Below are 17,540 nucleotides of genomic sequence, written 5' to 3'. Positions count from 1 at the left end.
AGTACCGATACGTGTACTTGCTTCCCACCTGGCACTGCTTCCTCTGGAACCTCAGATCCCAGTCTCCAGGTGTCCACGATCAAGGGGAAGCTTCACCGGTCCGGTTCAGCCCCCATGACAGAACCGGCTCTGGGTACTTCCGCTCCTGCGCCGTGCAGGGCCCAAAGCCTTTGCCCAGGAGGAATGCAAGGGCCAGAACCTGCGGGTTCGGAGGACCAGGGCGCACATGCGTCCCAGAAAGCTTGAAAGTGGTGCACGGGACGTGTACGACAGCACGTGCTCCTCTTTCTGAGGCTCCTGGGCGCGAATGGCACCGGGAAGCGGAACCAGTAAAGGCGCCTCCCCAGGGCGATGGCGAAGCGCTGAGTCCCCCTTCCCCGTATGGCTCATGCCCCGTTTCGAGAACGGGGCGGTGTGGCCGGACCTGCTTTTCCTCGCACACGAGGCTGGTCTGCCGCAGCACGGTCGGTGGCTTTGGTAGCACTCGCGCCGTCTGGTGTGACGTCGTCGGCGCCGCGTTCCTGCGCGCGGGACCCCGGAGGCCGCCTCCGGCGATCAGCCGCGAGGGGTGCCCGTCGATGCGTACTGCCCGCCGGGCTCTCGGCATTCTTGACCGCCGGCGTATGCCGTGGCCGGCCCGTACCCGGCGGTGAGGAGGCGGCGACGCGGGGCGGTGACAAGACCGCCTTCCCCGAGTGGGGCACGGGTCCGCCCGTGTGTCCTGCCACGCAGGGGGGTCGCAGCCGCCTTCTTTTCCTTTTCCCGGAGGAGGCGGCAGCCTGTGGACGGGGAGCGTCGGCCACACCCTCCTTGACCAGCCCCTACACCCGTCACCCTTTACCCATCTGGTAAAGGGTGACATACTTCCGTTGCTATGAGGGTGATCTTCGCCAACCAGCGTCTGCGCGACACGTGCGCTTCGGACAAAGCCATGGTCCGGGAGTACGGCGCAGCGCGGGCCCGGAAGATCCAAGTGCGCCTGCAGCATCTGCAGGTGGTCGAGACGCTGGCCGAACTGCGCCAACTGCCCGGCCGGCCACACGAGCTGACAGGGGACCTGAAGGGGTCGATCGCCGTCTGCCTGGACGGCCCCTACCGGCTGGTGATGCGCCCCCTGGACGCAGAGGACAGCGTCGTCGTACCGCCGATCGACTGGGGCTCGGTCAAGGCCGTAGTGATCGACGGCGTGTACGACTACCACTAGCAGCGGACCGGATGAGATGAGGAGGTGTCGACTATGACGCACAGCAATGGAGCCGTCCGCCACGGGTTCGTGGCTGCTCTGGAGCCGGACTACGCCGTTTCCCCCGGCGAGACGCTTCGGGAGCAGCTTGAGGAATTGGGGATGAGCCAGGCCGAACTGGCCACCCGGACGGGACTGACACCGAAACACATCAACCAGGTCATGCAGGGAGTGGTGCCGCTCAGCGGTGACGTCGCGCAGCGCCTGGAGTACGCCACCGGTGTGCCGGCGGGTCTGTGGAACCGGCTGGAGGCGGATTTCCGTACTCACCGTCTGCGGCTGTCCCAGGCACAGGCGCAGGCGGAGGACCCTGAGACGGCGCAATGGCTGGCCGCTCTGCCGGTCAAGGCACTCGTGGCCAATGGTGCGATTCCGCAGTGCCCCGCCGATACGGCAAGCCGGGTGCGGCAGTTGCTGTCGTTCTTCGGGGTGGCCAGCATCCCGGCTTGGCACGAGGTGTGGCGCAAGCCCGCAGCTGCCTTCCGCCAGTCGTACGCCTACGAAGCCATGCCTGGCGCTTTGGCCGCGTGGCTGCGGCTGGGGGAACTCGCTGCTCGCGATCAGCACGCCGGTGCGTTCGATGCTGCTGGGCTGCGCAGGCTGCTGCCCGAACTGGTCAGGCTGACGCGGGTGGAGCCGTCCGAGGCCCTGGCCGTGCTGCAGCGTGAGCTGGCCGCCGTGGGTGTCCTTTTGGTCGTCGTGCCCGAAGTCGCCGGGGCCCGGGCCTTCGGAGCCACACGCTGGCTGAGTAATCAAGTGGCGCTGATCCAGCTGAGTCTGCGGGGCAAAACAGAGGACACCTTGTGGCTGGTCCTCTTCCACGAGCTCGGTCATGTCCTGCTGCACGGGCGCAAGGGTCTGTTCATCGAGCAGGACGAGGGCGATGTACCCGACGGGCAACCTCAGGTGCTGTCCGGCGCGGAGGATGTGAACCAGCAGGAGCGAGAAGCTCAACGGTTCGCATTGGAAACGCTGTTCGGTGCGAAAGGGCTCGCGCAGCTGGACGACGTATCGACCACTGCTGAAGCCCTTGACCTCGCGGATGATCTCGGGATCGAAGCCGGAATCGTCGTCAGCCAGTTGCAGGCACGCGGCGTGTGGACGTACGCGCAAGGCTCTCCTCACCGGCGGACTCTGCCGGAGCTTGAGGAACTTGTGAACCCCCGCCCGGTTGACGGTCCTCGCCCGAGCAAGCAGGAGCGGGGAGGCGGGGCTCCGCGTCAGCGCTGACCCGCCCCCATGCCAGTTCAGTGCACGGCCTGTCGGACTGCGAGGTGGAGGTAAGGCACGATGCACCAGACCGGGCAAGGACTGCCGGGTGAGGACTATGCGCGGCTGCCCGAGGACCTGCTCACCGAGCTTCTGACCGCAGCGCCGGCGGTCACGCGTCAGGTCGAAGACCTGCTGGGCCCGGCCCTGCAGATGCGCGATGAATTACGGGAAGCAGCTCATACCCTTGGCATGATCGAGCGCTGGCCGGGCGGCCGGGTGAAACCGGTAGCTGCTGTCGACGGCGGGTTCGCTGTCGAGCGCACAGTCGCCATCGACCTCGCCCTGTCTGTAGCGGTCGGAGTGGAGGGGTTTCCCCCCGACGGGCACAGCTGGGTATGGAACGACAACCAGTACTCGCTGGCCCATCACGTGCTGGCTCATGGCCTCGACAACGAGCGGCTGGCGCGGGCCGGCATGGCCATACAAGAACTGGACGTGCTCGCGGACACCCCCCACGAGGTACGCATCTACGACGGCAGCCACCTCACACCCGTCATCCAGCTCAATGCCGCCCTGGCCTCACGCAGCGAGCCGGTGCGGAGTCTCACGGCCCAACTCGCTTCCCAGCACGGGCTGGTCGGTGCCTTCGGCGCATTCGTCGAGGACACGAAGATCGTCGCGATGCCCAAGTACAACTCGTCCCGGACTCTGTGCGACCAGCTGGAAACGGAGATCGCCAAGGACGTGCCCTGCGACGACAAGTACGTGACCTCGCTCATCCTGGAGGCCGGCGAATACACCACACCACAGCCGGTACCCCCCGATCCCTGGCGACAATTACACGTTGTGGCCAACCCGGACGCCACCAAGCCGGTACGTGATCTGGCCGAAGCTCTGCACACCAGTCTGCGAAACACGCTCAGGGAACACAAGCTGTACACCCTGTACTTCCGGCCCTCAAGCGCTGCCCCCGCTTACCGGATCGAGGTCAAACCCGACCTCGCGCTGGACACTGATGCGGTGCATGACCTGCTGGCCAGCATAGCGTTCCAGTTGGCCTCGCCCTTTTTACAGGAGCCCTATCCGCAGTACCTCGCCGATGTGATGGCCAAGTCGGTCGGCTTCGGCATCGACGCGCTCCAGGCTGCCACGCACCTTTTTCTCGCGCGGCAGACGCCCGAGCTGGCGCAGGCGGTCATCCACTCCTACCGCACGGAGGGCAAATGACGTCGCTGCCCGGGCCGAGAAACCCGCCGCCTCCTGGCGGCACGGCGCCGGTGTTCGCGGGTCAGGTGATCGGCACGGTCGGCTCGCCCAGCACGACCAGCGAGGTCACGGTGGATGTCTCTGCGGATGCCGCCGGAACCACGCTGTTGGGTGATCTGGTCGCCCTGACCCATCAACTGAGGGCGGATCGGCATCTGCTGGCTCTGGGCACTGTTGCGGAGATTGAGACACGCAACCGGTGGCACGAGGACCCGAACATGCGGGGCGTGATCAAAGTGCACGGCAGCCTGCCGCACTTGTCGGCAGTCGGTGATACCCGCACCGCCAAAGTGATCGTCCAGGCGGTCTACGAAACCGATGCCCCCGAACCGCCGTTCCGTGAACTGCCGCAGGAGGCAAGCGGTGCGATGGGGATGAGTCCCACCACCGGCGTGCCCGTGCGGCGCGTCGACGACGCCACCGTCGAGGCGCTCGTCGCCCGGCACCGCCACGAGATGGTCTACCTGGGGCACATCTACCGCACCCAGGTACAGCTACCTCTGTATGTGCGGGACTTCGCGGGCACGCAGACCGACGGTGCCTTCCACGTCGGCGTGTTCGGCCGCAACGGCTCGGGCAAGACAGCCCTGGCTGTCTATCTGCTCGCCGCGCAGATGCGGCATCTGTCACTGGGCTTGCTCGCCTTCGACACCCAGGGCCAGTTCGCCTCCCAGGCAGATTTCCCCTTCGACCTGCAAAGCTGGGCGGCCAGTATGGGACGCCCTGTGCAGGTGCTGTCGATCGCCGAGGATCTGCGCCTGCCACCCTGGGCCACCACGTTCGCAGACCTTCTCGAAGGCGCCAAGTTCTTCGATTTCCTGACCATCCGCAAGCAGGAGAACCGGGAAGCAGCGCGGGCCGAACTCATCCGCCTACTGCGCGACAGCGACGAATGGACGCAGCAGGAACCCGATGCGCTGCTGCGTACTCTCCTGACCTCCCTGATGCAGGACGTGCCCGCGCTGACCCGGATCTACAACACGGCGGGACCGCGCGAGCGCGTCGTCAACACGATCGAGCGCGTCCTGAGCAACACCGGAGAGTTCAACGAACTCGCCCAGATTTTCCGACCGGTCCACAGCGTCTTCTCCCCCACCAATCTGGCCGGGCAGCCGCGCACAGCTCTCATGGGTCTCATCCACCGCATTCTCGCTGGGCCAGGTCCCCGTCCGGCCCCATATGTGATCATCGATCTGTCGTCCCGTTCAGGGCTGTTATGGCTCGACGACGCGGAGACCAAGGCCCGCCTCATCCGCGTCACCACCGGTGCTCTACGCCGCATGGCCGAGGAACGCTGGCAGGACACGCGCCAGCCCATCAACTGCTGTGTCATCTTCGAGGAGGCGCACCGATTCGCATCCTCCCGTCCCGAAGGCGAACAGGCTGCCCTGCTGGCGCACAACCTCGTGGAGTATGTACGCACCACCCGGAAATACGGACTGGGCTGGATGTTCATCACGCAGGAGATCTCCTCGTTGGCACCCGCCATCTACAGCCAGCTGCGTATCCGGGCCTTCGGCTACGGCCTGACCACCGGAAGTGACCTGACCAGGCTGACGGACGAAGTCGGCCGCGGCCCGGCGCTGGAACTGTACAAGTCGTTCTCCGACCCGCGTGCCGTGGCCCGCCGGACGTATCCGTTCATGCTGACCGGTCCGGTCAGTCCCCTGTCCTTCACGTCAGCGCCGGTCTTCCTCGAGGTGTACACGGACGTCACCGACTTCGTCGCCGCCAACCGGCATCTGTTCCCCGACTCACCGGTGCCGCCCGTTCCCTAGCTCTGGTGCGCGTCACCTACAGGCCCGGCCCACGGCTGCGGCACGGCGGGCCGGGCACCTGCTGGCGGGCGCCTCCTATCCAGGGGCAGCGGCCTTCACGTGTAAAGGCGCCAGGAGGAGGGTTCGAAGGATCTCCATTGCGTGGTGGTTGCGGCGCGGGCGAATGCCCAGCGGTGTTTCCACCACTGTCCAAGCTCGGCAACCGGGCAGGTGTCCCAGTCCAGCCGATCGTCCCGCCGGCTCAGCCAGCGGTCGTAGTTGGTGGCGAGGGGGGCGAGGAAAAGCTGGCGGCGGACGCCGTGCAGGCGCATCTTCTTCGGGTTCAGACCCAGAGCCTCAAACGCACGGCCGAGAACCTCCCGGCGGTTGCGGAACGCCCCACCGCCCCATCTGACATGCCGGTTGGTGTGTCCCTCGGGAGTATGGGCGGCGGCGAACGCGACCAGGTCGTCGTAGATCTCGCCGGAGAAGTGAAAGTCGCCGCTGCCGACGGTGTAGCCGACGGGCTGGAAAGCAAGCCGTCGGCTGGGGGTGTGCAGGCGGTTGTACACGGAGGAGCGGCCGAGCGCGGATGCGGTGGTGACCAGAGCCAGTTGGGCGTCGGGGTCGCGCTGGGCGATACGGGTGGTCTTGTGGCCGTAGCGGTCGGCGAAAGCGTCGCGGACCTCCTGGCTGGTGGTCAGCAGGGCCATCAGCTTTCCGGCGAGGAGCTGGCTGTAGGGCGGGACCGCGCCCAGGACGAAGGCATCCATGACGCACGCCAGACGCTCCCGGCGCTGCTGCGGCGACCAACCGATCGCCGTGTCGCGGGCCCTGAGGGCATAGACCGGGTCGGCAAGGCCGATCAGCCCTATGACACGATGGTCATGGCCTTCGTCGACGACGAGGAAGCGCAGCCGTCTGCCATATCCGCTGGAAACGGGAACGGACCAATGCAGGGCGCACCAGCGCCACATGAGAGCGTCCAGGCTGCGGAAGTCGTCCACCAGGACCAGGGCGGGGCGGATGCGCTGAGGATCGATCTCGTCACCATGCGCCAGCCGGGCCACCAGGCGGTGTTCCTGTTTCGCGAGAGCCTTGCGGGCACGTTCCCTGTTGAAGGCGACTGCTTCGGCATGCAGACGGCGCAGATGATCCTTATCGGTCTGGACCGGGGCGAGGACGGCCCCGTCCTTGACGTGGAAACCCTGGTCGCGCAGATGCACGAAGACCCGTTCGCGTAAGACGTCCACCGGATCCTGGGGAGGGTCGGCGAGGCTGAGGTCGACTGCGGTGTCCATCGTGTCCAGCAGACGCAGCAGCAGGTCCCCGCCGGGGACCCGCTTGCCGCGTTCGTAGTCGGAGACCGAGCTTTGCGGAACGCCCGCCGCCCGGGCCAGTTGTGTCTGGCTCCAGCCCGCGTTCTCGCGGCTGCGGCGCAGCAAAGCGGCGGACGACTTCAGGCGGGGCGCGGCAGCAGACAGAGCGTCAGTCACCAGTTCACTATCGCGGATCCGCTATGGGCTCGGCCACTCCTTGCGGGGGCCTGATTCCGCCGACTTGCCTGGCGACCAGCCTGTTCTGGTGTGCCTCCTCTTTGACCGATCTCCGATAAGAGCTGGCCTACTCACTTCTCTTCGCGAGTATCCCGTCATCGACCCGAGCCGATCAGCGATGCACCGCCCTCCGCCCAGAACGCCTGCCCGTCCCCGCCGACCGCCTCGGCAGCCGGGCACCGGGTCACTGCCTCGATGGGCGCAGTACGTTGTCGCCCTGGTCCCCGTCCGCGCTCTTCGTCACCGCGAGATCCGCTACCTCCACGCCGGCCCGACCCGGCGGCCGGCTGTCCGGCAGGACCTGCAGCACGCCTTCACACAGCCGGCCGCCCCTGAACACAGGTGCGGGGACAGCACAGAAGGTACGCAAACCGCCATTCCAGCCGGGTCGGGAAATGGCCGGGCGAGGGACACAAGCGCTTCTGCCACACTGCCGAATCGTCAACGGCCCTCACGTTGATCACGGATCGTGCGGACCTCCCGGGACACCGGGTCAGACCCGGATGAGGGAAGTCAAGCGTCAGCCCGTCAGGCCCGGTGGAGCTGGATCTCCTCGTAGTCGTCCAGCAGAGCATCCAGCGGCTGGTTCTCGTCCACGTCCGGGAAACTCCAGGCGATCTCCGCCTGCACCAGAGCAGCAGCGATGCGGGCGGGAAGGGAGCGCCACTGTTGCGGCTCCGCCTCGGCGGGGTCGCGCGCGAGCGAGAGCATCACCCGGCGCGCGCCGGTCAGGTCTCCGATGGTTCGCACATCGGTCCAGGCTGCGAGGCCGGCTGACTCCAGGGCGCGGCGGGCGTCCTCGCTCAGTTCCCAGCAGTTGAGGTAGTCCAGGGTGATGGGGCGGCTCCAGGCGGATTCCGCCATTCGCACGATGTCGTTGGCGCTGACGCCGTTGCGCCGGTCCGCGAGCATGGCGGTCAGCAGTTCACGGCGGGCTGCGGCATAGGTCTGGACGACGGTCGCGGTGTGGAAGGAGGTCACCCACCTATCAGGTAGTCAATATCTTGACCGGTCAAGGTATTGACTACCGGTCTCCTATGCAGCGCCCGGGCCGTCCGGCCGGTCGCCGCTGGCCGTGGGGCGATCCGGGCGCCTGCCTGCCGCAAGGAACCGGCGCACAGCGAGCAACTGACGTGCGCTTCAAGAGCCCGGTGCGGCGGCGCAAGGGCCCGTACCGCGCCGGCGAGTGCGCTGCCGGTCTCTCGCCGGCAGTTACGCTCGTAGAGTGGCTCCCATGACCGACCGGCCCGGCATGACCGGCACCAGCAGCATGGCGATCTCTCCTGCGGCTCCGGGCGACGGGCTCGCGACGGCAGCGCTGGGCGCCCTCGCTGTCGGCAGTCGCCTTCCGGCTCCCGGTGCGGGTTCGCCCTCCCTCGCCCAGGCCGTCAACACGCATGGCGGCCGGGAGCCCCTGCCCTACGGGCACGGCCACTGCCTGATCGCCCGCATCGAAGGCACTGCGGCCGGAATGGTGTACATGACGCCCCCCATCCGCTGGACCGAAGATCACCCGCCTGCCCAGCGGGCCGGCCTCGTCCAGTCCCTGGTCGAGATCGAGCTCCTGGCTGTCGCCGAGGCCTACCGCGGCCAGGGCATCGCCGCCGCGCTGCTCGCCGCGGCCGGGGAAACAGCCCGCAGCGCCGGCAGCCACCTGGCCTTCGCCAAGGTCAGGGTCGGCGCCTTCGCCCTCATGTGCTGGTACCGCAAGCGCGGTTACACCATCGCCGCCCAGGCAGAGCCTGTCGTCTTCCGCACGCGCTCCGGGTTCGAGTCCTGCGACGACGGATCCGACGGCCACCAACTGGCTGCAAAGCCCCTGCAGCCGGGCGTCGTGCTGCGCCGGCGCAGTGAGCGGGGATCCTCCATGCTCGTCGCGGAACACGCCCGCTGAAGCCCGCGCGGTGCCGCCTGGGCCGTCGTCGGCAGGTCCGGCGCGTTCACGGCTCCGTTGTGCACGCGGTTCACGTGCCGCCTGCCGGGCTTCCGAAAGGGTTCTCCACGGGCACGAGGGAGGTCTGCTCGATCAGCGGCACGATCACCGGGTGCAGCAGCACGCCGGCGGGAGTGCTGGTGCCGTCCCTGGCCACGCTTGCGGCAGCCCCGGCGAGCAGGTCGGCAAGTTGGATGGAGGCGTGTTCATGGGAACTGCCGCGCATCATCCGCTGGATGCGAAGGCCCCTAAATCGCGAGGACGGTGTGGCACCTGCTCCGGAGCGCAGGACGCTTCTGGTCACCTCCAGCCGGGTGTCCGTGAGTTCCCGGTGCTCGTCCGCGAGTACGCTGACCGCTCCCAGCCTCTCGCTCCACGCTCGTGTCACGGTGGCAAGCGCGGTGTCCAGGAGTTCCAGATGCGGCGGCTGCTGGGGTGCGACGTCGTCGTGCAGCGCGTCCGCGTGGGCGCGCGTGGCACGCAGCAGCTGGAGGACTTCGGTGACGTTGCGCCGGGTCGATGCAGTCCAGGCCTCCTCCACCTCGTCGTAGAAGGCCTGGACCGCAGCCTTCCGGTCGCCGGGATCCCTGCGGCGCGCGAAGGCGACGAATGCCTCCTCCAGCCTTTCGAACCGGGCGTCCTTCAGCGCGCGCCGTCCGTCGCGGGCCAGGGCCCGGGCGAGCTGCGCCGCCTGCCCGTTCACATGCAGGTCGATGCCACGCCGATAGGCCTCTTCCTCGGCCAGCAGATCGATGACCTTGCTCATGATCCCGTATCGCTTGTCGACGGCATACACCGAGCACCGACCGTGCAGCGCACCGCCGTTCTGCCACAGCCGGCTGAGTTTCTGCAGCCGGTCGCCCCGCTGGAAATGCCTGAACTTCAGCTCGCGCACGGTCGGCTGCATGCTGGTCCGGGTGCGCAGATCACGCACGATGAGCTCGGCCTGCGCATCGTCAACCGCGACCGCGGCGACCATCATGTAGCGGCCTTCACTCAGGAGATCCTCGCCGTCGTAACCGGACTCGTCACAGGCGATCCAGCGGCCGTCCGTTTCGCTGTCGAGTGTCGGCGCGGTGTGGGTGAGCCGCTGGTAATCGGATCCGGTCAAAGGCATGGTCTCAGTGTCCTCGCACGCGAACGGGCCCGCCCGGGAATTCTGCACAGCCGGGCGGCCAGCTGTGTCCTTCTCCGCCCGCGGCCGGCCGAGGGCCCTCGGGCCCGATGATCCGGGTCAGCGCCGGACCACGAGGCCGCCACCGCTATCGGCATGTTCGCCTCGCACCCGGTAGCGGCCCATGAGCCGGTCATCCGCCGGGGCGGCGTTGCCCGAGGATTCCGTTCCTGAGCCCTCGCACCGAAAGAGGCAGCGAATCGGCAGCCGTCCAGCTACCGGCAGACATCTGCGGCGCCGGCCTTCAGCGTCACCAGCAACCGGGCCAGGGCTCGCGTTCGTACTTCCGCAGCAAGGGCTTCAAGGTGTGCGTGCACTGTGGTCATCACTCGCAGCACTTTGCGTGGCGGTCTGTCCGCCAAGTCCGCTCTCACAACGGGTGCCAGGGGGATTTCCGCCGACCAGGGCTGCGGCTTCGCCGGCTGTCCATACGCAAGTCGTCGCATAGGCTGTTCGTTCTCTTTGTCCACCGCGAGCGCGGGAGTGCTGCCTTGTCCGACGGCCCCCTCTCCCACTCGGTCGACTGGCGCAGCATCCGGTCCTGGGCAGGGAGCCAGGACCGTGCCTTCGAAGAGCTGTGTTTCCAGTTGCGGGAGCCTGCCCGGCCGGGCTGGCGGACCGTCAAGACGGCCGCGCCGGACGGCGGGGTGGAGTGGTACGACCTGGCTCCGGACGGGCGGGCGCACGGCTTTCAGGTGAAGTACGTGCACGAGATCGACGCTCTCCTGCCCCTGGCCCGGAAAAGCCTGGAGGCCGTGGGAAAGAACCGGCCCCGCCGGAACGTGACCCGCATGGTGTTCATGGTGTGCATCGATCTGCCGGATCCCGCGCATCTGCGGCAGGGCAAGCCGGTGGTGGGGGCCCGCCAGAGGTGGGAGCAGGCGGTCGCCGGATGGAAGACGCAACTGGAGGGGACTTCTGACATCGAGGTGGAGCTCCTGGGCAGCGGAGAACTGTTGGAACGGCTGCTGGCTCCGGGAAACGAGGGCCGTCTATGGTTCTTCTTCCAGCAGCGTGTTCTGGGTGCGCAGTGGCTGCAGGAGCAGTTCGAGCGCGCGGCGCGCATTGCCCACGACCGTTACACACCCCAGCATCACATCCCGTTGCCGATCGCCTCGACGCTGGACGCGTGTGCCATGGCGGGGCCACTGCTTGAGCAGGTAGAGCGGCTCGCGGAGGGGTTCCGCGCAGCCGTGGCCGAGACACAGTTCGCGTGGAGGGCAAGATCTGCGCCATCGCATGAGGCGGATGCCGGGCAGACCGCGTCCGTGGCGGCCAGGCTGGAGGGCCTGCTGGCCCGGCTGTCACGCATCGCTGACGAACTGCACCATGCGGTGGACTCGGCCACTTTGGCGGGGCCGCCCTCGGAGCGCATGGCCGTGGCCGCCGAGGAGGCCTCGGAGCTGGTGTCTGATGTCCGGCAAGCACAGCGCAAGTGGTTCGAACTCGCCGGTGACGGCAAGGATGAACGCGTGGCCGCGGATGCGGTCCGAGTTCTGCATCTCACGCTGGACCGGCTGTCTCTGCTGTGCAGGTCGGACCGAGCACGCGCCGCGGAAGCCAAGGCGTGGGTGCTGCTGGGGGAAGCGGGACAGGGCAAGACGCACTTGCTGGTCGACTCCACCCGCCGGGCGCTTGAGGCTGGACGGCCCGCGGTGACGGTCTTCGGCGAGCTGATGGCGGCCGAGGACCCGCTGACGGAGATCGCACGGCAGCTGGGGTTGGGGGATGTGCCGCACACCGTGCTGCTGCAGGCGTTGGATGCCGCAGGAGCGGCGAGCGACACACGCTTTCTGCTGATGATCGATGCACTCAACGATGCCGAGGAGCCCAGCAGATGGCGCAGCCGGCTGCCCCAGCTGTGGGCCCAGGCGGCACCGTACGACCACCTGGCGGTGGTGGTCTCGTGCCGCTCCTCCCTGAAGGACGTGGTGCTGCCGGCCGACGTGTCGGCCCGTCATGTGCCGTGCACGGAGCACCCGGGGTTTGCCGGGCACGAGGTGGAGGCGCTGGAAAGCTACCTGCAGAAGGCGCCCTCGGCGCTGCCCCGTACGCCGCTGCTCGCGCCGGCCTTCTCCAACCCCCTGTTCGTGAAGCTGTACTGCGAGAGCCTGGAAGCCCTGCCGGAGAATCAGCGGGGCATCGCCGCGCGCACCCAGCACCGCAGTGCGGTGTTCAACAGCTTCCTGGAGCACAGGGCCCACCAGATCCATCTGGCGCTGCGCCTGGATGCGGGTGAGCGGGTTGTGCAGAGTGCGGTGCAAGAACTGGCCCGGCAGATGGGCAAGGCGGGCCGGGAGGTCCTGCCCCAGCAGCAGGTGCGGGAGATCATTGCACCGTTCGCCGCGCACCTGACCCGGTGGCCGGACACTCTGCTCGGGCAGATGGTGGTGCACGGGGTGCTGGCCAGCGAGCGGTTCCATACCGTCGGCGGTCAGCCGGAAGCCGGGTACGGGTTCGGCTACCAGGCATTCAGCGACGACCGCATCGTCGATGCGATGCTGGCCGAACACTCCGCCGAGGTGAAGGCCGCCGCCTCAAGCGGCGTGCTGGCCCCCGGATCGAGGCTGCGGGCCTGGCTGGAGGTGGCTTCGCCGAACCTGGTGGAAGCGGCCACTGTGCTGCTGGCCGAGCGCACCGGCCGCGAGCTGATCGACCTCCTCGGCGCCGGACAGGACGCCGACGCCCGCGACGGTCACGGCGGGCGCAGCAGGTTCGCACTGTATGTGAGCCTGGTGCGCACGCTGGCGCTGCGCGACGCCCGCAGTGTCAGCGAGCGGACCGCCGTCCTTCTTGAACAGGCGGCCGACGAATTCGACCTGGGCCCCATGGTCCTGGAGGCCCGGCTGGGTGTGACCGCTCAAACTGGCCATCTCCTCAATGCAGACCATCTGCACCGCACGCTGTGTGCGAGGGCGCCGGCAGACCGGGACGCCACGTGGGGCCTGGCGATCTACGACGTGCTCGACCGATCCGGGGCGCTGCACCGCCTGCTGCGGTGGGCCGAGCAGCTGCCCGCCCCGCAGCATCTGCGCCCGTCCCAGACCACTGCGGCCTCGTCGTGGACGCCTCGGCGCGCGGGCAGCAGCGTGACGGCGGCGGCCCATCAGCCCCCGGAGCCGGAGGTGGTGCGGCTGGTGGCCACCACCCTGGTGTGGACGCTCCTCTCCTCCAACCGTTTCCTGCGGGACCGGGCCACCAAGGCCCTGGTACAGCTGCTGCTGGGCTACCCGGCCGTCCTCACCGCGCTGCTGGACCGGTTCCTTCACACTGACGCCCGCGCGGTCGGTGATGCCTACGTCTTCGAGCGGCTCGCTGTGGTGGCGCACGGTGTGACGGCCCGTACCCGTGCAAGCACCGGTCACCAGACGGCGGTGCTGGCAGACGTCGCCGCGTGTCTGCTCGATCACGTCTACGGCGACGTCACCTCGCCCGCCCACGCGTCCGGCAACGCACTGCTGTGCGATGCCGCCTCCCGCGTGATCCGGGACGCCTTCGAGGCCGGACTGGTCTCGGCGGGCGACGCCGCCCGCTGCGCCCACCCCCATGCCTGCCCCGAACCCGGCCAGGCACCGGACGAGGCGGTCATCGAGGCCCGCTACCCGTCACGGGACGCGGCTGACGAGCGGCTGTGGGGAAGTCTGCGTGCCTCTTTGCTGGGTCTGGCGAACTTCACGACCTACGAGGTCAAGCCGGCCGTCAGCACCTTCAGCCAGTTGCCCCTGACCGTGCCCGCCCCGGCCCCGGCCCACCAGCGGCGCCGTCGGCCCCCGGTACTGGTGTCCGACCGGGTGGAGGCCTTCGTCCAGAGCCTGCCCCCTGCCGTCCGCGAGGTGCTTGGCACACCCGAGTCGGTGAGCCGGCTGCTGGCCGAACGCTGGCAGGCCCGGCGTGTGCTGACCGACGAGCAGAACCGGCTGCTCACGCAGTGCGCGCAGCCGCCGACCGGCCAGGAGCAGCTGGCGGACACGCCGGTGGACAAGGACTGGGCCAGCCGCTGGATCCTCGGCAACGCCGCACACCGCGGATGGAGCCCCGAACGGTTCGCCGCCTTCGACAACGTCCGTGGCGCCGGCCACGGAGGCGAGGGCCACAAGGCCGAACGCGTCGGCAAGAAGTACCAGTGGCTGGGACTGCACGAACTGGTGGAGCGCCTGGCCAACCACCGGCACGTGATCCAGGCCGGCGCCGGTGACCCCTCACAGTATCCGGGTGCCGAAGCGCTGCTGCTGATCGACATCGACCCCACCCTGCCCCCTGCCACGCACCCCCTGTCCCCGGCCACCACCAGCGAGCCCGAGGGGGCAGCCCCGACAGACGCCGCTCACGCCACCTTTCCTCCCACCGCTCTCGACGGGCGGTGGAACCCCCCGCCGCCCGTACTGCCCGCCGCCGGCCAGCTCGCCCACTGGCTGCAACAGGACACCGGGCTGCCCGACCTCGGCCGGCTCACGGTACGCAAGGACGACCAGGACCAGCAGTGGGTCGTCCTGTACGAGTACACCGTGGACAGCGTCGGCGGGCCTGAAGGAGGGTGGAAGGGACAGGCCGAACAGTGGCACCTCATCCACAGCTGGCTGCTGGATACCGCCCACTACCGTCCCGCCCTGGACTTCCTCGCCTCACGCACCCTCATGGGCCGCTGGATGCCCGAGATCCCCTCTCGGCACGGCATCTACCTCGCCGACCTCCCCCAACACCCCCTCGGGCGCGAGGACCGCGACCACGAGATGCGGTTCATAGACTACGGCGCCGACACCCCAACGCCGGACTCTTCCTCCCCCGCGGCTCAGCCACCCGCCCGCCCCCGGCGCAGGGCCATGACCGACGACGACGTCACCGAGGCACGCGAATACCTCGACCACCTCCTGGACGGCCTCGGCTACCGCGACGGCGAGGGCGCCACACGCGAGCAGCAGCTGCACGAACTGGCCGAACGCTGGAGCACGACACCGGACCCGGCCACCGCCTCGCCACCGCCCGCAACAAATCCGCGCGACATCGCCCGCGACACCGGCGGACAGCCGCTGCACGCACTGCCGGCTGTCCAGGAGTACAACTGGAGCGCCAGCGGCCACGACTGCTCCCTGAACGCCCCCGTCACTCTGTCCCTACCCTCCCACCAGCTCCTCGACGGAGCAGACCTCAGACGCTCCCCCGCAGGCGGCGACTGGTACACCAGCGACGGCACCCGCGTCGTACGGGCCCTGACCGGCCAGAGGCCCACCGGAACCGTCACCACCCTCCTGGCCCGCAGAGACTGGCTCGAACAGCGCCTGCGCACCCTCAACACCGCCCTGATCCTCGGCCTGTTCGGCGAACGCCAGCCCCGCACCGCCGACCTCACCCAATGGCGCGAGTACAGCCAGACAGCCGGCCTGCAGCCCGGTCACGAACCCACCGTCCAGGAACACCTCACCCGCATCAAGGTCAACCACAGCCCCTGACACCGCCGACCGCACGAACCGTGGCCACGGAACCGCGCCCCCACCCGCACAGAACCACCTGCCGTGCACCGGCGAACCCTGGCGCAGGAGAGGAGTTCACGCTCACAACGGCAGCACGCCCGCAGTCCGCCACCCCAGCACGCATGGCTCACCGAAGACGAGCACCGCGCAAAAACACCACGCGCCGGTCACCCGTCCGAGTAAATACCGGAGACTCTGCGCATCATCAACTCGTGTCCGGGGCAGCATTCCCGCAAATCAGTCAGTTCAGTACGCACCCGAAACATCACGAGCGGTAGATCCGCTGCCCCATCACAACGCCATGACAGGCCCCTCCGCGCAGGCAGAGTTGCACCGACCACCGCGCTGCTCAAGGTCGGCCGGACCTTGCCACTCCGCGCACGCAGAGACGCACCGGCCGGCACGTCCGTTCCTCGTACAGCATGGCCGACCGCCCCGCACCCCCGGAGATCCCCCGCCCAGTTCCTCCGCGTATGCCAGCGCTGGTGTGCCGCTTCCGCGTCGGCGGAGATGATCTGGACAGCGATACCCCGTCCGCTCGGCACCGGCTGAGATGTTCCGCAGCAAAGCCGCCGCACAAGCCCAGGTCAGCAAGGGTCCGCTCCGCACACGCAGAGATGCACCGGCTGTCCGTGCCCGCCGCTCAGCCTCGCCTCGGTCCACTCCGCGCAGACGGAGATACGTCGACGCGACACACGCTCACCGTGGCCCGGCCCTCCTTGGGGAACCCACACTCGCCTCCTTGCCCGGGTAGGTGCCAGGGTGGTCCGGCTTCAGCATGGGCCAGGCCGTCTCGGCGGCGGTGCGCAGGGAGACCGTCTTTGCTCAGTTGGCGGTGTCACCCGCTTGACCGGCCTGTTCGATCCAGGCGTGTGGGATGAGTTTGCGTCCGCCGCGCCAGTTGTGGCGTACCGAGTCCTGGAACCAGGGCTCGTCCAGGTTTGCGTGGTCGGAGACGATGATCTGGAGGTTGGGCGAGAGTTCACGGGCTACGTCGTGGATGAGACGGAACAGGCGTGTGACGGCTGCCCGGTCGGTGTCGTCCTCAAGGGTTCCGGAGGCCTGGTCGACTTCCGAGCGATACCAGACCTGGGTGGGCTGGTCCAGCATCAGGATGCGCGGGACCGGGCGGTCTTGGCGGGTGAAGTAGCGGTGCAGCGCGAGGTGGACGATGACGTGGTAGCCGACCCAGTTCTCGCCGCTTCCGATACGGAAGAGGGGGGCTGGTCCCTGTTCGGTGTCGGTGACGACGGTCAGGCGGCTGAGGTCGAGGCGGACGCTCTGCCCGCTGTGCTCGAGTTGGAGCCGGTCGGCCCAGTCGGTCATGTCCTGGCTGATCGCGACGAGGCGCGAGGTGAGCTGTTCGCGTTCTTCGTTGGGGTCGAGTTCGGCCGTCAGCGCCTCGACTCGGGCCTGTGCTGTGTCCAGCAGTTGTTTCAGGCGGGCTACTTCGGCGGCTGTGCTGGCGGGGAGCGCGGCAAGGCTTGCGTGGATGCGTCCGCGCATGAAGTCGCGGCGGGAGGCGTCGGTGAGTTGCTCCGTCACGGCGCGGGCGGAGACGAGGGACTGCAAGGTGGTGTCGATGCTGCGAAGGCGGGTTCGCAGTTCGTCGGCCCGTTCGTCGAGCTGGGTGAGGGCCGCTCGTCGGGACGGGCGGGCTGCCTCGACGCCCTGTAGTTGGGTTTGCAGGTGCTCGAGGCTGTGGCGGAGTTCTTGTGCGGTGGGGTCGGGCTCGCTCATGGGCGACCCGCACAGAACACAGGCGGCGGGTTGGTTGTGAGGCGCGTTTGCTGTCGCCCCGATGAGGTTGAGGCTGGCCAGGCGTGCTGTCTGGGTGCGGACGGCGCCGGCGTAGTCGTCGGCTGAGTCGTCCTGCTGCAGGAGGAGTTCGCGCTCTGCGGCCACGCTCCTCAGGCGGGCGCGCAGCGTGT

Annotated in this window: 10 protein-coding genes; 6 read left to right on the top strand and 4 right to left on the bottom strand. The window is 68.4% G+C overall.

The window, feature by feature from the left end; translation table 11 throughout:
- Nucleotides 1–874: 874 nt before the first annotated feature.
- Genes ABT300_RS31055 through ABT300_RS31040 form a run of 4 tightly spaced genes read left to right on the top strand, consistent with a single transcriptional unit; the run spans nt 875 to nt 5,499 of the window.
- Nucleotides 875–1,204: a hypothetical protein gene (locus ABT300_RS31055; protein ID WP_351682634.1), complete on the top strand. Its 330-nt coding sequence runs from the start codon at nt 875–877 to the stop codon at nt 1,202–1,204.
- Between the two features lie 33 nt (nt 1,205–1,237).
- Nucleotides 1,238–2,473 carry a helix-turn-helix domain-containing protein gene (locus ABT300_RS31050; RefSeq protein ID WP_351682631.1) on the top strand — a complete coding sequence of 412 codons (1,236 nt, stop codon included), beginning with the start codon at nt 1,238–1,240 and terminating at the stop codon, nt 2,471–2,473.
- A 60-nt stretch (nt 2,474–2,533) separates the two neighbouring features.
- The gene (locus ABT300_RS31045) at nt 2,534–3,682 is read left to right on the top strand and encodes a hypothetical protein (RefSeq protein WP_351682628.1); all 1,149 of its coding nucleotides are present in this window, start codon (nt 2,534–2,536) and stop codon (nt 3,680–3,682) included.
- A complete protein-coding gene (locus tag ABT300_RS31040) occupies nt 3,679–5,499 on the top strand; it encodes an ATP-binding protein (protein WP_351682625.1) in 1,821 nt (606 codons plus the stop codon). Before ABT300_RS31045 ends, ABT300_RS31040 begins: the two co-directional genes overlap by 4 nt.
- A 95-nt stretch (nt 5,500–5,594) precedes the next feature.
- On the opposite strand, the gene ABT300_RS31035 is transcribed toward ABT300_RS31040, so the two are convergent.
- Nucleotides 5,595–6,974 carry a Druantia anti-phage system protein DruA gene (locus ABT300_RS31035; protein WP_351682622.1) on the bottom strand — a complete coding sequence of 460 codons (1,380 nt, stop codon included), beginning with the start codon at nt 6,972–6,974 and terminating at the stop codon, nt 5,595–5,597.
- 588 nt (nt 6,975–7,562) lie between these two features.
- Nucleotides 7,563–8,015 carry a hypothetical protein gene (locus ABT300_RS31030; protein WP_351682619.1) on the bottom strand — a complete coding sequence of 151 codons (453 nt, stop codon included), beginning with the start codon at nt 8,013–8,015 and terminating at the stop codon, nt 7,563–7,565.
- Nucleotides 8,016–8,268: 253 nt separating this feature from the next.
- Between ABT300_RS31030 and ABT300_RS31025 the strand changes: the two genes are divergently transcribed.
- Nucleotides 8,269–8,928: a GNAT family N-acetyltransferase gene (locus ABT300_RS31025; protein ID WP_351682616.1), complete on the top strand. Its 660-nt coding sequence runs from the start codon at nt 8,269–8,271 to the stop codon at nt 8,926–8,928.
- Between the two features lie 70 nt (nt 8,929–8,998).
- Here ABT300_RS31025 and ABT300_RS31020 read toward each other — a convergent pair whose 3' ends face one another.
- The gene (locus tag ABT300_RS31020; RefSeq protein ID WP_351682613.1) at nt 8,999–10,084 is read right to left on the bottom strand and encodes a DUF3800 domain-containing protein; all 1,086 of its coding nucleotides are present in this window, start codon (nt 10,082–10,084) and stop codon (nt 8,999–9,001) included.
- Nucleotides 10,085–10,632: 548 nt separating this feature from the next.
- Here ABT300_RS31020 and ABT300_RS31015 point away from each other — a divergent pair.
- Complete coding sequence (locus tag ABT300_RS31015) at nt 10,633–15,588, top strand: hypothetical protein (protein WP_351682611.1); 4,956 nt, start codon at nt 10,633–10,635, stop codon at nt 15,586–15,588.
- A gap of 846 nt (nt 15,589–16,434) precedes the next feature.
- Here ABT300_RS31015 and ABT300_RS31010 read toward each other — a convergent pair.
- On the bottom strand, nt 16,435–17,540 hold a 1,106-nt coding region (locus ABT300_RS31010), incomplete at its 5' end, for a DUF3732 domain-containing protein (protein WP_351682608.1).

The organism is Streptomyces sp. NPDC001027 (assembly GCF_040299045.1).
Taxonomy (GTDB): domain Bacteria; phylum Actinomycetota; class Actinomycetes; order Streptomycetales; family Streptomycetaceae; genus Streptomyces.
The sequence above is the reverse complement of the archived record's forward strand: the minus strand, read 5'-3'. Positions and strand labels throughout refer to the sequence as shown.

Coding starts and splice junctions, on each gene's coding strand:
- ABT300_RS31055 (WP_351682634.1), top strand. CDS start 875: ATGAGGGTGATCTTCGCCAACCAGCGTCTGCGCGACACGTGCGCTTCG.
- ABT300_RS31050 (WP_351682631.1), top strand. CDS start 1,238: ATGACGCACAGCAATGGAGCCGTCCGCCACGGGTTCGTGGCTGCTCTG.
- ABT300_RS31045 (WP_351682628.1), top strand. CDS start 2,534: ATGCACCAGACCGGGCAAGGACTGCCGGGTGAGGACTATGCGCGGCTG.
- ABT300_RS31040 (WP_351682625.1), top strand. CDS start 3,679: ATGACGTCGCTGCCCGGGCCGAGAAACCCGCCGCCTCCTGGCGGCACG.
- ABT300_RS31025 (WP_351682616.1), top strand. CDS start 8,269: ATGACCGACCGGCCCGGCATGACCGGCACCAGCAGCATGGCGATCTCT.
- ABT300_RS31020 (WP_351682613.1), bottom strand. CDS start 10,084: ATGCCTTTGACCGGATCCGATTACCAGCGGCTCACCCACACCGCGCCG.